Here is a 17,467-nt window from a genome sequence, read left to right on the forward strand (position 1 = left end):
GCACTCGAATTCAGATAAATCACGACATATGAGTCGAAATCGGAGAAATTTGACTCGCAAAACCAGCGCCGAAAGGCGCTCTCGCCCATTCGTTAAATGAGATGTAAATGGGTAAAAACCGCTAGAGAAGGTAAGACAGCCACCAAAGGTGCTACTAAGAACTGGTTCTAAGGAGATCTCGGCCGATACTTTGGTTCGATGGAACACCGCGCCGCTGCTGCCACGATCGGCGCATGACGTTGCTCGGCATCATCCTCATGATCCAGGGTTTCGGCGCGCTCATCGCCGACCACTTCTTCGACAAGAGCTTCGGCCTGCTGCACCTGGTGTTGGACGGCGGCATGCTGACGGCCGCCGCCGTCGTGGTGGGCCTGGCCGGACTGCTGCTGACCGTGGTGGGCCTCACCAACGACGACTAGCGGGTGCTCAGCTGAGCGAGGAGTAGGCCACCACCCCGCGCCGCATGGCGTCCACGGCCTTGACGGCCGTCTGCTTGATCTTGCTGCCGGGCGGCGCCGCGTTCCCGAGCTGGCCCAGCAGGTCCATCAGCTGCTTGATCCACCGTACGAAGTCGCCGGCGGCCAGCTCGCTGCCGTTGACGCCGTCCATGAGCACGGCGTCCAGGGTGTGCCCCTTCGTCCAGCGGAAGGCCGCCCACGCGAATCCCAGGTCGGGCTCCCTGATCGTGGACAGCCCGTGGTCGGACTCGATGCCCTCCAGCTCCCCCCACAGCCGGATCATCGCCGTCAGGGCGTCCTGGGCCCGCCCGGCGGGGATCTTGGGCCGGCGGGCGTCGTCGGCGGCCCGCGACTCGAACACCAGCGCCGACACGCACGCCGCCAGCTCGGCCGGGTCCAGCTCCTCCCACAACCCCTTGCGCAGGCTCTCGGCGGTCAGCAGGTCCAGCTCGGTGTAGAGGCGGCCCAGGCGGCGGCCCTCGTCGGTGACCGTCTCGCCGTCGAGGTAGCCGAGCTGCTCCAGCACCGAGCAGATGCGGTCGAACGTACGGGAGATCACGTGCGAGCGGCCCTCGACGCGGCGGCGCAGCCCTTCGGTCTCGCGCTGGAGCTTGTAGTAGCGCTCGGCCCAGCGGGCGTGGTCCTCGCGCTCGTCGCAGCCGTGGCAGGGGTGCTGGCGGATGCGCCGGCGCAGCTCGTTGACCTCGTCGTCCTCCACGTTGTGGTCGCGCGCCCTGGGCGGCTTGCCGAGGTCGCGGTCGCCGATCTTGGCGAGCAGCGTGGAGACGAGGTTGGCGCGCTCCTTGGGCGAGCGGCCGTTGAAGTTCTTCGGGATGCGCAGCTTCTCGAGGGGCTCGACCGGCACCGGGAAGTCGGCCGGGTCGAGCTTCTTGATCTGCTTGCCGATCGTCAGCACGAGCGGGCTGGGCCCGGTCCCGCGCGGGTTGCGCCCGGGATCGAGCACGATCGCCAGCCCCGCCCGGCGCCCGCCGGGCACGCGGATGACGTCGCCGGGCTGCAGCGCCTCCAGCGACCGCACGGCCGCGGCCCGCCGGGCGGCGCCGCGCTGGCGGGACAGCTCGGCCTCGCGGTCGGACAGGCGCCGGCGCATCGCCGCGTACTCGGGGAAGTCACCCAGATGGCACGTCATGGCCTCCTGGTAGCCCTCCAGCGCCTCCTCGTGCTTGCGCAGCTGCTTGGCCAGCCCCACGACCGCCCGGTCGGCCTGGAACTGCGCGAACGACTCCTCCAGCAGCGTCCGCGCCCGCTCCCTGCCGAACTGCCCGACCAGGTTGACCGCCATGTTGTACGACGGCTGGAAGCTGGAACGCAGCGGGTAGGTGCGGGTGCCGGCCAGGCCCGCCACCGACAGCGGGTCCATGCCCTGCTGCCACAGCACCACGGCGTGCCCCTCGACGTCGATGCCACGCCGCCCGGCCCGCCCCGTGAGCTGCGTGTATTCACCGGGTGTCAGGTCGGCGTGGGTCTCGCCGTTCCATTTGTCCAGCTTCTCGATCACCACGCTGCGGGCCGGCATGTTGATGCCCAGCGCCAGCGTCTCGGTGGCGAAGACCGCCTTGACCAGCCCGCGCGTGAACAGCTCCTCCACGACCTCCTTGAAGGCCGGCAGCATGCCCGCGTGATGGGCCGCCAGGCCGCGCTCCAGGCAGTCGCGCCACTCCAGGTAGCCCAGCACCGCCAGGTCCTCGTCGGGCAGGTGCGCGGTGCGCTCGTCGACGAGCTGCCTGATCTCGTGCAGCTCGCGGTCGGTGGTGAGCCGGATGCCGGCGTACAGGCACTGCTGCACGGCTGCCTGGCAGCCGGCCCGGGAGAAGATGAACGTGATCGCCGGCAGCAGCCCCTCGGCGTCGAGCTTCTCGATCACCTGCACCCGGTCCGCCGGGCGGGAGCGCTGCGGGCGGCCGTAGCCGCGCCGGCCCCGGCCCGCCGTCAGCCGCTCGGCGTCCCGCGTCACCCGCATCAGGGTGGGGTTGATGCGCGGCGGCAGGTCGTCGGTCATGAACATGTCGTAGATGTGGTTGCCGACCATCATGTGCTGCCACAGCGGCACCGGGCGGTGCTCGTCGACGATGACCGTGGTGTCGCCGCGCACCTCGCCCAGCCACTCGCCGAACTCCTCGGCGTTGCTCACCGTCGCCGACAGCGCCACCAGCCGGACCGACTCCGGCAGGTGGATGATGACCTCTTCCCACACCGCGCCGCGGAACCGGTCGGCCAGGTAGTGGACCTCGTCCATGACCGCGAACCCGAGCCCGGCCAGCGTGGCCGACCCGGCGTAGAGCATGTTGCGCAGCACCTCGGTGGTCATGACCACGATGGGGGCGTCGCCGTTGATGCTGTTGTCGCCGGTCAGCAGGCCGACCTTGGCGGTGCCGTAGCGCTTGACCAGGTCGTTGTACTTCTGGTTGGACAGCGCCTTGATGGGGGTGGTGTAGAAGCACTTGCGGCCCTGCTCCAGGGCCAGGTGGACGGCGAACTCGCCGACGACCGTCTTGCCCGACCCCGTGGGCGCCGCCACCAGGACGCCGTCTCCGGCCTCCAGGGCGCGGCAGGCGTCGAGTTGGAAGTCGTCCAGCTCGAAGTCGTAGAGACCTCGGAACGAGCTGAGAGCGGCCCCGTCGTCCTTGTGCTTCTGACGGAAGGCCGCATAGCGTTCCGCTGGCGTTGTCATACCCGTCAGCCTACCGAAATCGCCATTCCGGTCCGTCCCGCGGCATTCCGCGCCGTGCCCCGGCGGGCGCCGCCGTGCCCGTCATCGCTCCGGCCTGCCGCCTTTACATTGTAGATCTCACACGATCACGCGCAGCGCTCCCGGCCGGACCTGGCACTCCACCGGCACCGGCCCCACCCGTTCGCCGTCGGCGTAGGCCACCACGTCGGCCGCCTCCAGCCGCACGCTGCGTACCCGCCGCACCGACACGGCCCGGTGCCCGACGTGCGTGCCCCGGTACACGCTCGGGAACACCCGCAGGAACTCCCCTTTGGAGATGGCGCCGACCATCATCACGTCGAGCAGCCCGTCGTCCGGCAGGGCGTCCGGGCAGACCCGCATCCCGGCGCCGTACGAGCGGGTGTTGGCGACGGCCACCAGCATGGCCTCGCGTTCGACCACCTCGTCCCCGTCGAACGTGACCCGGAACGGGATGGGACGGAACGACCGCAGCTCCTCCGCCATCGCGCGAAGGTACCGGCCCATGCCGGGCGGCCAGGTGAGCCGGTTGGCCCGCTCGTTGACCCGCGAGTCGAAGCCGCAGCACACCACCCCGGCGAACAGCTCCTCGGTGTGCCCGGCGCGGATGCGGGCGGCGTCGACCAGCCGGGACTTCATGCGCAGCACGACGCGGGCCGCCGCGACGGGGTCCTTGCAGGGCACGCCGAGCGCGGCCGCGATGTCGTTGCCGGTGCCGGCGGGGATGATGCCGAGAGGCACGTCGGTGCCGGCCACGGCCTGGACGGCCAGGTGGACGAGGCCGTCGCCGCCGAAGGCGACGAGCGCGTCGGGGCGTTCGGCGACGGCCGTGCAGGCGCGTTCCAGCGCGTCGGCGGCGTCGTCGCCGACGACCACCGACAGCTCGGCCCCGCCGGCACGGAGCCGGCGCGCCACGGGCTCGAGCAGGCGCAGCGTCCGGCCGCCGCGGGCGGCCGGGTTGACGAGCAGGGCGAGTTGGGGGGACACGCCCGGAACCTATCGCCTATCGCGCGGAACCGGAATCCTCTTCGGCCCGCTTGTCCGCGTCCACGGGATCGTCGTCGTCGTCGAGCGGCGTGTCCTCCGGCAGCTCCGAGGCCTCGTCGTCGGACAGGTTCGCGAACTCGCTCGCCGGCTGTCTCTTCTCCCGCAGGTACATGACCAGCTCGGCCGCCCCGAACAGCACGATCATCGGGGTCGCCAGCGCCATCATGGTGATCGGATCGCCGCCGGGCGTGACCAAGGCGCCGAACACGAACATCAGGAAGATGACCAGCCGCCGGTGCTTGGCGACCGCCGCGTGCGACAGGACTCCGATGATGTTGAGGAACACCAGCAGCAACGGCAGCTCGAACGACACCCCGAAGATCAACAGCATGATCAGGACATAGTCGAGGTACTCGTCGATCGAGATCGTCGCCACCGTCCCGTCGAGCGAGAAGCTCAGCAGGAACGCCAGGGACGTGTCCATGATGACGTAGCACAGCGCCGCGCCCATGGCGAACAGCGGGATGGCCAGCACCATGAACGTCAGCGTGTAACGCTTCTCTTTGCGGTAGAGCGCCGGGGTGACGAACGCCCAGATCTGGTAGAGCCAGACGGGCGAGGCCGCCACGAGAGCGACCATCAACGAGATCTTCAGCGTGATGAAGAACGACGAGAAGATGCCGTTGTAGGTCAGGCTGCACTGCCCGTTGAGCTGACGCGACTGCGGGGCCTGGCAGTAGGGCTCCTTGAGCACCTCCCACATCGGCCCGGACACGATCCAGCCGATGATCAGACCCACCGCAACGGCGGCGAACGCGATGAGCAGCCGGTTGCGCAGCTCACGCAGGTGCTCCATGAGCGGCATCCGGCCTTCGGGGTCCCGCTCCGGCTTGGCCTTGGGGCCCGACCGTTTCAGCAGCGCCATCTAAGCAGTCCTGGGGACGAGGGGATGGGTGGTCAGGGACGCTTGTCGGCCTGCGCGCCGGCGCGCAGGCGCGCGGCTTCCTCCTCGAGCCGGCGGGCCTGCTCCTCGGCCGACAGCTCCGGCGCGGGCGCGGGGTGCGCGGCCGGGATCTGCTGCGGGGGCGCGGGCTGGGGCTGCTCGGTCTTGGCCTGCACGACCGTCGGCTTGTCGTCGTCGTCCTCGGTCATCTTGCTGGTCTCCGCCTTGAAGATGCGCAGGGACCGTCCGACGCCACGGGCGAGGTCCGGCAGCTTCTTGGCCCCGAAGAGGAGGACCAAGGCCACCAAGATCAGGATGATCTCTGGAGCTCCCAAGTTCATGTGACGTCCTTCATGGTGAGCGCGGAGTGCTGTTCTTCCCCGATCGTACGCTCCCAAGAGCGCTGCCTCATCCCCTCAGGTCCCGTTTGAAATTGAATTGCTCGTTAATTTGAGCGATTTCCCTGTTCAGACCGCGTGCCGCGGCCACGACGCGGGCCGTCGCGACCCCGAGAACGGCCAGCCCGGCCAGGACCAGGCCGGCGGCCAGGAAGATCCAGGTCATGACCCGTGAGCGTACAGCGCCAGGGCGCGCTCGGCCTCCCGGCGCACGGTCTCGGCCATCGCGGGCGGCGCGACCACCCGGCCGGTGTCGCCCAGGCGCAGCGCCAGCTTCAGTATCCAGTCCTGGTCGCGGGCCCGCAGCGCCACCCGCAGCCGGCCCTCGCCCAGCTCGGTGACCTGCTCGCACGGGTAGTACTCGGCCACCCACCGCCCGGCCGCGCTGACCTCCAGCTCCACCAGCTCGTCGGTCGGGGAGGGGCGGAAGACGCCCCGGGTGACGTCGATCGGCTCGGCCTCGTCCGGCGGGTCGGCGGGCACGTCGAGCACCTCCACGCCGAGCATCCGGTCGAGCCTGAACAGCCGCATCGCCTCGGCGCGGTAGCACCAGCCCTCCAGGTAGGCGCGGCCGTCGACGACCACGACCCGGGTGGGGTCGACGTCGCGCGGCGTCACCTCGTCGCGGCCGGGCACGTAGTAGCGCAGCGACAGCCGGCGCTTCCGGGTCAGCGCCTCGCGCACGCGCGGCAGCGCGTCGGGGGCGGCGTCGACGTCGACGGCGACCTGGGTGCTGACGGTGGCGGCGCCCTCTCCCGCGGCCCGCTCCAGCTTGGCCATCACGCGCGGCAGCGCGTCACCCTGGACCTCGGCGAGCTCCGGGGTGGCGGCCAGCATGCGCAGCGCCACCAGCAGGGCGCTGGCCTCGTCGATGCCGAGCCGCAGCGGCCTGGCGATGGTGTCGGCGTTGTCGATGATGATCTCGCCGCCGTCCCAGGACACGTCGATGAGGTCGCCGGGGGTGTGCCCGGGCAGCCCGCACATCCACACCAGCTGCAGGTCGTCGATGAGCTGCTTCTCGCTGAGCCCGAACACCGCGGCCACCTCGCCGACCTGCGCCCCGGGATGGGACATCAGGTACGGCACCAGCGCCAGCAGCCTCGGCAGCCGGTCCGCCGACCCGCTCATGCCACTCCCCCGGTGATCGCCCTTGTCATGCCATGGCCCCCTTCAGTCTGCGGATGACGGCCTCGCGGGCGTCCGGCGGCTCGACGACCTCGACGTCGGCGCCGAGGCTGGCCATCCAGCCGGCCAGCCGCTCGGGGTCGGAGAAGACCAGCTCGGCCTCGTCCCACCCGTCGGTGCCGGGATGTACGGCCCTGGCCAGCTGCCGCACCCCTTCGCACGCCCCCTGGCGCACGCGCACCACGGCGACCCGCTCGTCCATCGGCTCGTCCGGGAAGCCGACCATGGCCCGCACGTCGATGCCCTCGGGCACCTGGACGGCGCCGGCCTTGCCGACGGAGGCGACCTGCCCGGTGATGCGGCTGAGCCGGAAGGCGCGCGGCGCCTGCCGGTCGCGGTCGAACCCGGCAAGGTACCACCGGCCGCGGCGGCTGACCACGCCCCACGGCTCTACGGTGCGGCTGCGCACGGTCTCGCTGCCGGAGGCGCGGTAGTCGAAGCGCACCACCCGCCGGTCGCGCACGGCGTCCCACAGCGCGGGGAAGGCCGGGTCGCGGGTGTCGACGCGCAGCTCCAGCGCTCCGGTGCCGACGGGCTGGTCGGTGGCCACGCCGCCGGCGCGCAGCTTCAGCAGCGCCCCCGAGGCGGCCTCGGCCAGGCTGGCGCGCTGCCACACCTGCGCGGCCACTCCGAGCACGGCGGCCTCGTCGGGCTCCAGGGTGATCTCGGGCAGCTCGTACGACTGCCGCTCGATCCGGTAGCCGGGCTCGTCCTCCCACGGGTCGCGCACCACGTCGATGGGGATGCCGAGCTCGCGCAGCTCGTTCTTGTCCCGCTCGAACATGCGCTGGAACGCCTCGTCGCCCTCCCGGTCGTAGCCGGGCACGGCCTGGCGGATCTGCTCGGCCGACAGCGGGCGCCGCGTGGCGAGCAGGCAGATCACCAGATTGAGCAACCGTTCTGTCTTCCGGCGCGACATCTGCCTCACTCCTCCTTCATCGACGCTACCCTGCCCCCGTGATCAGATGGCGCAAGGGCGAGGTTGTACGGATCCGACGCGAGTGGCCGGGAGCGGTGGAGCTGGACGTCGCCGTCCCCGAGGGGGAGTGCCGGGCGCTCGCGTACCCGCCGTTGGTGGGCCGCCCGGAACCCGGCGACGAGGTGCTGCTCAACACGACCGCGCTCGCGATGGGTCTCGGTACGGGAGGTTACGCCATGGTGGTGGCCGTCCCTAACCGTTTGCCGGAAGATCCCGACGGGCCCGGGCACCTGGTGAAGGCGCGGTACACGCCGTTGCAGGCCACCGTGCTGGGCGCCGACGAGCAAGATTCCCCGCATCACGACGCGTTGCGCGAGGCGGACACGCTGGACGGCATGCCGGTGATCGTGGCCGACCTGCACTCGGCGCTGGCGCCGATCCTGTGCGGCCTGTACGAGAGGGCGCCCGGGAGGCGGGTGGCGTACGTGATGCTGGACGGCGGCGCGCTGCCGGTGTGGTTCTCGATGGCGGCCGCCCGGCTGCGGGAGATCGGCTGGCTGGCCGGCGTGGTGACGGTCGGGCAGGCGTTCGGCGGCGACGTCGAGGCGGTCACCACGCACACGGGGCTGCTGGCGGCCAGGCACGTGCTGGAGGCCGACGTGGCGATCGTCGCCCAGGGCCCCGGCAACCTGGGCACGGGCACCAGGTGGGGCTTCTCGGGGGTGTCGGCGGGCGAGGCGGTCAACGCGGCCGGGGTGCTGCGGGGGCGGCCGGTGGCGGCGCTGCGGGTCAGCGAGGGCGACCGGCGCGAGCGCCACTACGGCGTCTCGCACCACTCGCTGACCGCCTACGGCCGGGTGGCGCTGTCCCCGGCGGACGTGCCGGTGCCGGAGCTTCCGGGCGAGTTCGGCGAGCGGGTCAGGGACCAGGCCGAGCTGCTGGCGGTGCGGCACCGCCTCGTGCCGGTGCCGGTGGACGGCCTGCACGAGGCGCTGCGCGGCTCGCCGGTGAAGCTGTCGACGATGGGCCGGGGTCTGGAGGAGGACCTGGCCTACTTCCTGGCCTCGGCGGCGGCGGGCAGGCTGACGGCCGCGCTGCTGTCGTAGGAGTCCTTGAACGTGAACGCCTCGGGGCTCGGCCCCTCGGCCTTGAGGCGTTCCAGCCGCGCCATCCCTTCGGCCAGCGACGGGATGTGCCCCTCGGGGATCCACCACATCACCATGTAGGGCTCGGCCATGCGCAGGAACCACTCCCTGCGGCGGCGCAGCACGCCCAGATGGGCGCTGCGGTAGACGTAGTTCCACAGCGTGTCGAGTGACTCCCACACCGAGAAGTTGATCAGCAAGTGGTCACCGTAGTCGTGCAAGACGGTGGCGGTGGGGTCGGTCTCGCTCTCTATCAGCCGCCACACGAATCCGGGAGCCTCGTCGGCGAGGGTGTTGATGGGCTCGAGCAGGGCGACGAACTCGGCGAGCTCGGGGGAGTCGGTGGGGGCGCGCAGGTGGGCGATGTTCAGCTCAGCGAGATGCATGACGCTCAGCACACCACCCCTCCCCCTTCTATGTCAATCTCCATTTGTTTTAGAAAGGGCGACGCAGCACTCTCCCGGCCGCGGATCCAGCCTCGCCCTGGCCGGGTCGTCGCCGAGCCCCTCGAGCAGCCCCTGGCACAGGGCCAGGTTCATGGAGCACACCAGCAGCGGCTGCTCCTCGGCCAGGACGTGGAACGGGCAGTTGCGCAGCCGCAGCAGGCCGCCCTCCTCGTACGGCTCGTAGCCGCGTTCCCCCAGCACCCGCTCGACGGGCTCGCCCGCGTGCCGCCTGCCCAGCTGCTCGCCCGCGCCGCGCGCCGCCTTCTCGGCCTGCTCATCGGCGCCGAGCACGCCGACGACGTCCGCCAGGACGGAGGCGAGGGTGGCGTAGTCGCGCGGCGGCAGGCTCACCGAGCGCTCTCCCCTGGCCCGGCGGTAGACCTTGGCCGGCCGGCCGCTGCCGGGGCCTTTCCTCTCCTGCTGCCGGAAGCCGCTCTCCAGCAGCCCGGCCTCGACGAGCTTGTCGAGGTGGTGCCCGGCCAGCGTCCTGGACACGCCCGCCGCCTCGGCCGCCTCTCCCCTGCCCACGTCGCCGCCGCTCGCGGTGACGGCGTCGTAGAGGCTGCGGCGTACGGGGTCGTGCAGCAAGGCCAGCGCCTCGAGGTCGTCGTCAGTGCTCACACGCGGAGTCTATGAAAGCTAGTAGGCCGCCAGGACGTCCACCACGAAGACCAGGGTGTCGGAGCCCGTGATCCCGTACGCGGGGCGGCCGGGGGCGCCGTACCCGTGGGAGGGCGGGACGATCATCAGGACGCGGCTGCCGACGGGCACGCCCGCCAGCGCCCTGTCCCAGGCCTTGATCACGCTGCCGTCGCCGATCCTGAACGCCTTCGGCTGACCGGTCGTCCAGGTGGCGTCGAAGACGCGGCGCGAGCTCCAGATCGCGCCCGTGTACTGCGTGACCACGAGCTGTCCGGCCCGCGTTCTGCGCCCGTCGCCGCGGTCGAGCACCTTGGCCGCGAACCGGGCGGGCGGGGCCGTCGCGGGCACCGCCAGGCGGGGGCGCTCGCCACCGGTGACGCGCACACCCGCCAGCTCGCCGCCCCGGCCGTCGATGGAGGCGCCTTTAGGGTGCGCGCCCAGGATGTCGACCACGTAGAACAGCTCGTCGGCGGGCTCGACGCCGCGCGGCGGGTTGGGTCCGAAGCCGTCCCCGGGCGGGATGGCGGCGATGACCCTGCTGCCCACGGTGCGGCCCCGCAGCGCCCTGTCCAGGCCCGGCAGCAGCCGGCCCACGGGGAACGCGGCGGGGGCGCCGCGGTTGAAGCTGGAGTCGACCAGGCGGTTCTGCCTGCCGTCCCATACGTGGGCGGTGTACTGGACGATCGCCACGTCGTCCGTCTTCAGCCGCGCGCCTTTTCCGGTGGCCAGCTCGTCCACCTGCAGCCCGGCCGCCGGCTCGCCACCGGGGAAGACGATGGTGGGCCGCGCGCCGAACGGGCCGCCCACCTTCAGCTCCAGCCCTCCGGCCGTCCCACCCGTGCAGCCCGCCGCGAGCAGCGGCGCCAGCAGCAGCGGCGCGACGGCACGGCGGAGCATCGGCCCTCCCACGCGGAACGGCCCGGCGACGCCACGTCACCGGGGCGTCGCGATGCTACCGCGACGCCGGATCATTCGTCAGCAAGCTCCGCAAAGCTCCCACGCGCCCGGGCACACCCCGCCGCCCGGGCGCCGACACGGCTCCGGCCCTCACAGAGCCCCGGCCGCCGGGGCGCGAGGGCCACCAGAGCGGCACGGCCGTCGGCGGACGACGCGACCGCCGCCGCACAAGGCCGGGCCGGCAGCGACCGAAGCAGGCAAAGGGGACGGATCAGTAGGCGGCGAGGATGTCCACGACGAACACCAGCGTGCTGTTCGCCGGAATCTCCTTCTGCGCCTGCTCGCCGTATCCCAGCTTCGGCGGGATGCTCATCACGACCCGGCTCCCGACCGGCACCCCGGCCAGCCCCTGCTGCCAGCCCTGGATGACCTGGGCGAGCGGGAACTCGGCCGGCTGACCCCGCTCCCAGCTGGAGTCGAACTGCTTGTCGGTGCCCCAGATCTTGCCCGTGTAGTGGACGGCCAGCGTCTGGGTGGCCTGCACCTTCGCGCCGGTGCCCTCGATGATCGTCTTGACGACGAGCTGGTCGGACGGCTTCTCGCCGGTCTTCGTGGTCAGCGTGGGCGCCTTCTCGCCGCCCGGGTTGTCCACCTTGACGCCCTTGATGGCCTGGCCGGTCTCCTTGCCGGTGGCGGCCTTCATCGGCGGCGGCTGGATGGAGACCACGTCCAGGACGAACACCTTGGTCGGCTCGGCCGGCGTGGTCTGCTGCTGCTGCGTGGCGACCGAGTCGTTGGCCAGCACGGCCAGCAGCCGGCCGCCGGGCTTGACCTTGGTGAAGCCCTCCTGCAGCACCTGCGGCAGCTGCTGGTTGATGGCGATGGTCTCGGGGGCCTTGGTGTCGTACGAGGAACCCTGGACGGCGTTGCCCTTGCCGTCCCAGTTGTAGACGGTCAGGTTGACGACCAGCCGGTCACCGGCCTTGACATCGGTGCCGGAGCCCGCGTGGATCACCTCGTAGGACGACTTCGTCGCGGGCGAGCCGGAGGGGAAGGTCACCGTGGGCTTGGCGCCCACGTTCCCGGCGACCTTCACCCCGGTCGCCCCGTTGGGGGCGGCGCTGGTGGTAGCGCCGTCCCCGGAGCCGCACGCGGCGGCGAACAAGATCAAAGGCGTGGCGGCCAGAACGGCCAGAACGCGGCGCATGGTTTCCCTCGGAAAAGACGTCAGATTCGCGCCACCCTACCCGACGTGGAGGTAGGGCCGAGGTAAACGCATGCCCTACATCCCGGCGATGAGCTTGTCCACCCGCTCGTCCACACTGCGGAACGGGTCCTTGCACAGGACGGTGCGCTGGGCCTGGTCGTTCAGCTTGAGGTGCACCCAGTCGACGGTGAAGTCGCGGCGCTTCTCCTGCGCCTTGCGGATGAACTCGCCCCGCAGCCGCGCCCTGGTCGTCTGCGGGGGCACCGACTTGGCCTCGAAGATCTTCAGGTCGGACGCCACCCGTTCCACCGAGCCGCGCTTCTGCAGCAGGTAGTACAGGCCGCGCTTGCGGTGCACGTCGTGGTAGGCGAGGTCGAGCTGCGCCACCCGCGGCGACGACAGCGGCAGGTCGTACTTCTTCCGGTAGCGCTCGATGAGCTGGTATTTCGTCACCCAGTCGATCTCCCGCGAGACCAGGTCGAGATCGCCGGTGTCGACCGCGCGCAGCGTGCGCTCCCACAGCTCCAGCACCCGGTGCGCGATGGCGTCGCCGCCGCGCCGGTCGACGAAGTCCTTCGCCTTCGACAGGTATTCCTGCTGGATCTCCAGGCTCGAGGCCTCGCGCCCGTTGGCCAGCCGGACCCGGCGGCGGCCGGTCATGTCGTGAGAGACCTCGCGGATGGCCCGGATCGGGTTCTCCAGCGACAGGTCGCGCATCACCGTGCCCGCCTCGATCATGCGCAGCACCAGGTCGGTCGCGCCGACCTTGAGCAGCATCGTGGTCTCGCTCATGTTGGAGTCGCCCACGATGACGTGCAGGCGGCGGAACCGCTCGGCGTCGGCGTGCGGCTCGTCCCGGGTGTTGATGATGGGCCGGGAACGGGTGGTGGCGCTGGAGACGCCCTCCCAGATGTGCTCGGCGCGCTGCGACACGCAGTAGACGGCGCCGCGGGGCGTCTGCAGCACCTTGCCGGCCCCGCACACGATCTGCCGCGTCACCAGGAACGGGATCAGCACGTCCGCCAGCCGTCCGAACTCCCCGTGTCTGCCGACCAGGTAGTTCTCATGGCAGCCGTAGGAGTTGCCGGCCGAGTCCGTGTTGTTCTTGAACAGATAGATATCACCCGCGATGCCCTCTTCGCGCAACCGCTTCTCGGCGTCGACGAGGAGGCCCTCGAGGATGCGCTCACCCGCCTTGTCGTGGGTGACGAGCTCGATGACGTTGTCACACTCGGGTGTTGCGTATTCAGGATGGCTGCCCACGTCCAGATAGAGACGCGCGCCGTTGCGGAGGAAGACGTTGCTCGATCGGCCCCAGGACACGACCCGCCGGAACAGGTAGCGCGCGACCTCGTCGGGGGACAGCCTGCGCTGGCCCCTGAACGTGCAGGTCACGCCGTACTCGTTCTCCAGCCCGAAGATGCGACGATCCATCACCTCACACTATGCCCATGGATCGGCGAGCGGGAGAGATCTTCCAGGGTGTTTTCCTAGCGCGTCCCGTTTGTCATGCTTCATCCCGCGCCCGCCCCCACGGGGCGCGGGTGTCCGCACACGCCTCAGGGGGTGTAGATCTCCTCAACCTTGACGATTTTCCCCTGGTGGACAGTGATCAACGCGGGCTGGGGCTGGCGGCCGTGCCGCTTGATCAGCGTGGACCTGGAGCACCGCTTGCTGCCGAGCCCCGTCTTGCTGCTCACCGTCAGCTGTCCCATCGAGGACTTGCAGCCGAACGCCGACAGGAACGTCACGTCCTTGGCGATGGGCGAGGCGTACGCCGTGACGTCGCCCTCGGGCGGGCCGACGAAGTGGCCTTCGGTCTCCGTGCCCCGCTTCCACTTGATCGGCTCGTACTCGGCCACGGCGCCGCGCACGCCGGTGATCCAGCCGCGCAGGATGCCGTTGCGGCGGGAGTGGATGCCCTTGGTGAAGTCGTGTTTCGGGTCGGGCTGGAACGTGGTGCCGAAGGTCTTGGGCGCCTTGTAGTTCGGGTACGCGGCGGTGGCCGCATGCGCGGCCACACCGGACGTCATCATGACCGCGGCCGCCGCGCCGCCGGCCAGGAGGCTCCGCATGAAAGTGTTCACGGATTCTGAGATCCTCGATCATGCCATGCGGTTCGGGCCGGCCATGGTGATACAGATCACACCCGCACCGCCCTACGGCCGGTGCAACCCCCGGGCGACGGGGATCGCCGGCCTCGGGCCGGCGATCCCGCGGAGCCGGGAAGCGAAAGCCCTACAGCGGCGGCGACCCGTCGTCCACCGGACCCTCCGGACCCGTGGGGGGCGGGGTGTCGCCCGAGGACGCGGGAGGGGTGGGCGGCGGCGGGGTGGTGGTCTGGGCGAGGAGGCGCTCCAGACGCGCCCCCGTAAGCCGCAGGAACTTGCGGTGCTCCCGGTTGCGGTCCAGCACCGCCACCTCCAGCTGCCCCACCGGCGGCCGCTCCCCGCCCGGCTCCGTGAGCGCCGCCAGCGCCACCTCCAGCGCGTCGGCCAGCGACATCGACTCGCGGTAACGCTCCTTGAGCCGCCCCGCCACAGCCTCCGCCTGACCGCCCATGGCGGCGAAGCCGTGCTCGTCGAAGACCGACCCGTCGAACGTCAGCCGGTAGATCGCGTCCCCGTCCTTGGTCTCGCCCACCTCGGCGACCACGACCTCCACCTCGAGCGACTTGATCGACTCGGTGAAGATGCGGCCCAGGTTGGAGGCGTAGAGGTTGGCCAGGCCGCGGCCGGTCACGTCGGAGCGGTCGTAGGTGTAGCCGTTGATGTCGGCGTAGCGGATGCCGGCGAGCCGCAGCTCCTCGAACTCGTTGTAGCGGCCCACGGCCGCGAACCCGATGCGGTCGTAGATCTCGCTGATCTTGTGCAGCGCCCGCGACGGGTTGGGCGCGACGAACAGGATGCCGTCGACGTACTGCAGCACGACGACGGACCGGCCCCGCGCGATGCCCTTGCGCGCGTAGTCGGCCTTGTCCCGCATGATCTGCTCAGGGGACGCATATCCGAAAGGCATGGACACAGGCGATGGTCCTTTCTAACGCAGCGGGGCGATGGGGCCGTCGGGCGAGATCATGCGGGCTTCCAGCATCTGGTTGACGTAGCCGGACACCTGCTCCTCGGCCAGCCGCCGGAAGCCATCGGCGTCGATCACCGACACGATCGGCCAGATCTTCCTCGACACGTCGGGACCACCGGTCGCCGAATCGTCGTCGGCCGCGTCGTACAGCGCCTGGATCAGCGTCATCGCCATGTCGTCCGCCGACGAGCCGTCGCGGTAGAGCTTCTTCAGCGAGCCGCGGGCGAAGATCGAGCCCGAGCCGATCGCGTCGAACCTCTCCCGCTCGTACGGCCCGCCCGCCACGTCGTAACTGAAGATGCGCCCCTCGTCCTTGTCCGGGTCGTAGGCCGCGAACAGCGGCACCACCACCAGCCCCTGCATCGCCATGGCCAGGTTGCCCCTGATCATGGTGGCCAGCCGGTTGGCCTTGCCCGCCACCGACATCGTCCGGCCCTCGAGCTTCTCGTAGTGCTCCAGCTCCACGCGGAACAGCCGGGCGAACTCGATCCCGGTGCTGGCCGTGCCCGCGATGCCCATGCACGAGTAGTCATCGGCCCGGAACACCTTCTCCACATCCCGCTGCGAGATGATGTTGCCGGAGGTCGCCCGCCGGTCGCCCGCCATGACCACACCACCGGCGAAGGTGGCGGCCACGATCGTGGTCGCGTGCGGAACCTGGTCGCCGATCGGGGTGGCCAGAACCTCATCCCGCCGCGGCAGCAACTCCGGCGCATACGAGCTCACAAACTCCGTGAACGAGGAGTTTCCGGTGTTGCGGAAAAGCTGGTTCACCAAGCCGACGGGCAGATCCCTGTGCGATGCCACGCGACTCCCTCCCAAACGTCACTGTTCCTAGGGCGACCCTACTCATGTTGCGTTGCTGTCTGCACTTCCCACGATCAGCTCACGGCGAACCCTTCCCACCCGCAACCGCCGCCGCCCCCGTGTTCAGATCGTTTCTTTACGACCGCCGGCGGTCATGCGATTGTCGGTATGTCTGCACGTCCTGAACAGGAGGCCGACATGCGATTCCCGAGCCGACCTGCGTCAATCGCCGCGATCTGCGTCCTCGCCCTCACCTCCTGCGGAACCGGAACCGGCACGGAGTCCGGCGGAGGCAGCCTCACCCTGACCATCGCCGCCAACTCCATCCAGGGCGGCAAGAACTCCGAGTCGGCCACGTGGATCAAGCAGTGGGTGATCCCCGAGTTCGAGAAGACCCACCCCAACGTCAAGGTGCTGTTCCAGCCCAGCGGCGTCGACGACGAGCAGTACAAGACCAAGATCGCGCTCGACCTCAAGTCGAAGTCCGGCGCCGACGTCATCGACGTCGACGGCATCTGGGTCGGCGAGTTCGCCCAGGCCGGCTACATCAAGCCGCTCACCGAGGTCGGCGGCGCCGCCGTGGACCAGTGGGAGGGCTGGTCGCAGATCCCGCAGGCGGTGCAGGGGCTGGGCATCTTCGACGGCAAGAAGTACGGCCTGCCGCAGGGCACCGACGGCCGCGTCCTGTTCTACAACAAGACCCTGTTCAAGAAGGCCGGGCTGCCCGAGACCTGGGAGCCCAAGAGCTGGCAGGACATCCTCGACGCGGGCAACAAGCTCAAGACCGCCGGCGTGCCGGTCCCCATCCAGATCAACGCCGGCACCGCCATGGGCGAGGCCACCACCATGCAGGGCGTGCTGCCGCTGCTGGCCGGCGCCGGATCGGAGATCTACGCCGACGGCAAGTGGACCGGAGCCTCGCAGGCGCTCAAGGACGTGCTCGGCTTCTACCAGCAGGTCTACGGCGGCAGCGGCCTCGGCGACCCCAAACTGCAGCAGGAGGCCAAGGGCCGCGACAAGTCCTTCGCCCAGTTCGCCGCCGGCAAGATCGGCATCCTCGCCGAGGGCGACTACTTCTGGCGCTCCGTCATCGAACCCACCGCCGGCGTCGCCCCCATGAAAGACCGCGACCAGGCCGTCGGCTACGCCAGGATCCCCGCCAAGCAGCCCGGCGGCGGCATCCGCGGCCAGGACTTCGTCAGCATGTCCGGCGGCGCCGTACGCGTGCTGAACCCGTTCTCCAAGAACCCCAAGCTCGCCTGGGAACTGCTGGCCTTCATGCACTCGGCGCAGGCCACCACATCGGAGCTGTCCGGGCAGGCGCGCATCAGCTCCCGCACCGACGTCAACGACGCGGTGCTCACCGCCGACCCCATGCTGAAGTACATCGCCGACGAGGTGCTGCCCATCACCGCCTACCGCCCCGGCCTGGCCGTCTACCCGCAGGTGTCGGCCGCGCTGCAAGAGGCCACCGCCGCCGTCGTCAGCGGCAAGAGCGCCGACGAGGCGGCCACCGCCTATCAGGCCAAACTGGAAGGACTGGTCGGTGGCGCGGCCAACGTCGGCGGGTGAGGGAGCGCCGGTGTCCGGACTGAGGAACGCACAGAGCGAAGCGACCGGAGAGACGAGGGAAGACACAGGC

At 70.4% G+C, this 17,467-nt stretch carries 18 protein-coding genes; 3 read left to right on the forward strand and 15 right to left on the reverse strand.

Annotated features, from left to right (window positions below; translation table 11 throughout):
• Positions 1-233 precede the first annotated feature (233 nt).
• Complete coding sequence (locus tag ACIBX3_RS25920) at positions 234-419, forward strand: hypothetical protein (protein ID WP_397121179.1); 186 nt, start codon at positions 234-236, stop codon at positions 417-419.
• Positions 420-426: 7 nt separating this feature from the next.
• Here ACIBX3_RS25920 and ACIBX3_RS25925 read toward each other — a convergent pair whose 3' ends face one another.
• From ACIBX3_RS25925 to ACIBX3_RS25955, 7 genes are all read right to left on the reverse strand, one after another.
• Positions 427-3,150, reverse strand: coding sequence for a DEAD/DEAH box helicase (locus tag ACIBX3_RS25925; RefSeq protein WP_397121181.1), 2,724 nt, complete (start codon positions 3,148-3,150; stop codon positions 427-429).
• A gap of 117 nt (positions 3,151-3,267) precedes the next feature.
• Positions 3,268-4,155 carry a YegS/Rv2252/BmrU family lipid kinase gene (locus tag ACIBX3_RS25930; protein ID WP_397121183.1) on the reverse strand — a complete coding sequence of 296 codons (888 nt, stop codon included), beginning with the start codon at positions 4,153-4,155 and terminating at the stop codon, positions 3,268-3,270.
• 16 nt (positions 4,156-4,171) lie between these two features.
• Positions 4,172-5,080: a twin-arginine translocase subunit TatC gene (tatC, locus tag ACIBX3_RS25935; protein ID WP_397121185.1), complete on the reverse strand. Its 909-nt coding sequence runs from the start codon at positions 5,078-5,080 to the stop codon at positions 4,172-4,174.
• 32 nt (positions 5,081-5,112) lie between these two features.
• On the reverse strand, positions 5,113-5,439 hold the full coding sequence (gene tatA / locus ACIBX3_RS25940) for a Sec-independent protein translocase subunit TatA (protein WP_397121187.1): 327 nt from the start codon (positions 5,437-5,439) through the stop codon (positions 5,113-5,115).
• Between the two features lie 67 nt (positions 5,440-5,506).
• Positions 5,507-5,662 (reverse strand): hypothetical protein, encoded by a 156-nt coding sequence (locus ACIBX3_RS25945; RefSeq protein ID WP_397121189.1) that lies wholly within the window; start codon positions 5,660-5,662, stop codon positions 5,507-5,509.
• Complete coding sequence (locus tag ACIBX3_RS25950) at positions 5,659-6,624, reverse strand: helix-turn-helix transcriptional regulator (RefSeq protein ID WP_397121191.1); 966 nt, start codon at positions 6,622-6,624, stop codon at positions 5,659-5,661. The genes ACIBX3_RS25945 and ACIBX3_RS25950 overlap by 4 nt, the downstream gene beginning before the upstream one ends.
• 25 nt (positions 6,625-6,649) lie before the next feature.
• The gene (locus ACIBX3_RS25955) at positions 6,650-7,600 is read right to left on the reverse strand and encodes a helix-turn-helix transcriptional regulator (RefSeq protein WP_397121193.1); all 951 of its coding nucleotides are present in this window, start codon (positions 7,598-7,600) and stop codon (positions 6,650-6,652) included.
• Positions 7,601-7,638: 38 nt separating this feature from the next.
• On the opposite strand from ACIBX3_RS25955, the gene ACIBX3_RS25960 reads away from it, so the two are divergent.
• Positions 7,639-8,706, forward strand: coding sequence for a DUF3866 family protein (locus tag ACIBX3_RS25960; RefSeq protein ID WP_397121195.1), 1,068 nt, complete (start codon positions 7,639-7,641; stop codon positions 8,704-8,706).
• On the opposite strand, the gene ACIBX3_RS25965 is transcribed toward ACIBX3_RS25960, so the two are convergent.
• From ACIBX3_RS25965 to prcB, 8 genes are all read right to left on the reverse strand, one after another.
• A complete protein-coding gene (locus ACIBX3_RS25965; protein WP_397121197.1) occupies positions 8,652-9,131 on the reverse strand; it encodes a DUF3291 domain-containing protein in 480 nt (159 codons plus the stop codon). The genes ACIBX3_RS25960 and ACIBX3_RS25965 overlap by 55 nt on opposite strands.
• 33 nt (positions 9,132-9,164) lie before the next feature.
• Positions 9,165-9,812: a helix-turn-helix transcriptional regulator gene (locus tag ACIBX3_RS25970; RefSeq protein WP_397121199.1), complete on the reverse strand. Its 648-nt coding sequence runs from the start codon at positions 9,810-9,812 to the stop codon at positions 9,165-9,167.
• 18 nt (positions 9,813-9,830) lie between these two features.
• On the reverse strand, positions 9,831-10,730 hold the full coding sequence (locus ACIBX3_RS25975; RefSeq protein ID WP_397121201.1) for an FKBP-type peptidyl-prolyl cis-trans isomerase: 900 nt from the start codon (positions 10,728-10,730) through the stop codon (positions 9,831-9,833).
• 271 nt (positions 10,731-11,001) lie between these two features.
• Entirely contained in the window at positions 11,002-11,937 is a 936-nt protein-coding gene (locus tag ACIBX3_RS25980) for an FKBP-type peptidyl-prolyl cis-trans isomerase (RefSeq protein ID WP_397121203.1), read from the reverse strand.
• Between the two features lie 75 nt (positions 11,938-12,012).
• Positions 12,013-13,371: a Pup--protein ligase gene (gene pafA, locus ACIBX3_RS25985; RefSeq protein ID WP_397121205.1), complete on the reverse strand. Its 1,359-nt coding sequence runs from the start codon at positions 13,369-13,371 to the stop codon at positions 12,013-12,015.
• A gap of 125 nt (positions 13,372-13,496) precedes the next feature.
• Complete coding sequence (locus tag ACIBX3_RS25990) at positions 13,497-14,024, reverse strand: hypothetical protein (protein ID WP_397121207.1); 528 nt, start codon at positions 14,022-14,024, stop codon at positions 13,497-13,499.
• A 151-nt stretch (positions 14,025-14,175) separates the two neighbouring features.
• Positions 14,176-14,955, reverse strand: a complete 780-nt coding sequence (prcA, locus tag ACIBX3_RS25995; protein ID WP_397121209.1) for a proteasome subunit alpha — start codon at positions 14,953-14,955, stop codon at positions 14,176-14,178.
• A 21-nt stretch (positions 14,956-14,976) separates the two neighbouring features.
• Positions 14,977-15,825, reverse strand: a complete 849-nt coding sequence (gene prcB, locus ACIBX3_RS26000) for a proteasome subunit beta (protein WP_397121211.1) — start codon at positions 15,823-15,825, stop codon at positions 14,977-14,979.
• 198 nt (positions 15,826-16,023) lie between these two features.
• Here prcB and ACIBX3_RS26005 point away from each other — a divergent pair, with 198 nt between their 5' ends.
• Entirely contained in the window at positions 16,024-17,397 is a 1,374-nt protein-coding gene (locus tag ACIBX3_RS26005; RefSeq protein ID WP_397121213.1) for an extracellular solute-binding protein, read from the forward strand.
• Positions 17,398-17,467: the final 70 nt, after the last annotated feature.

The sequence above is a fragment of the Nonomuraea sp. NPDC049480 genome, from assembly GCF_044465905.1.
Lineage (GTDB): Bacteria > Actinomycetota > Actinomycetes > Streptosporangiales > Streptosporangiaceae > Nonomuraea.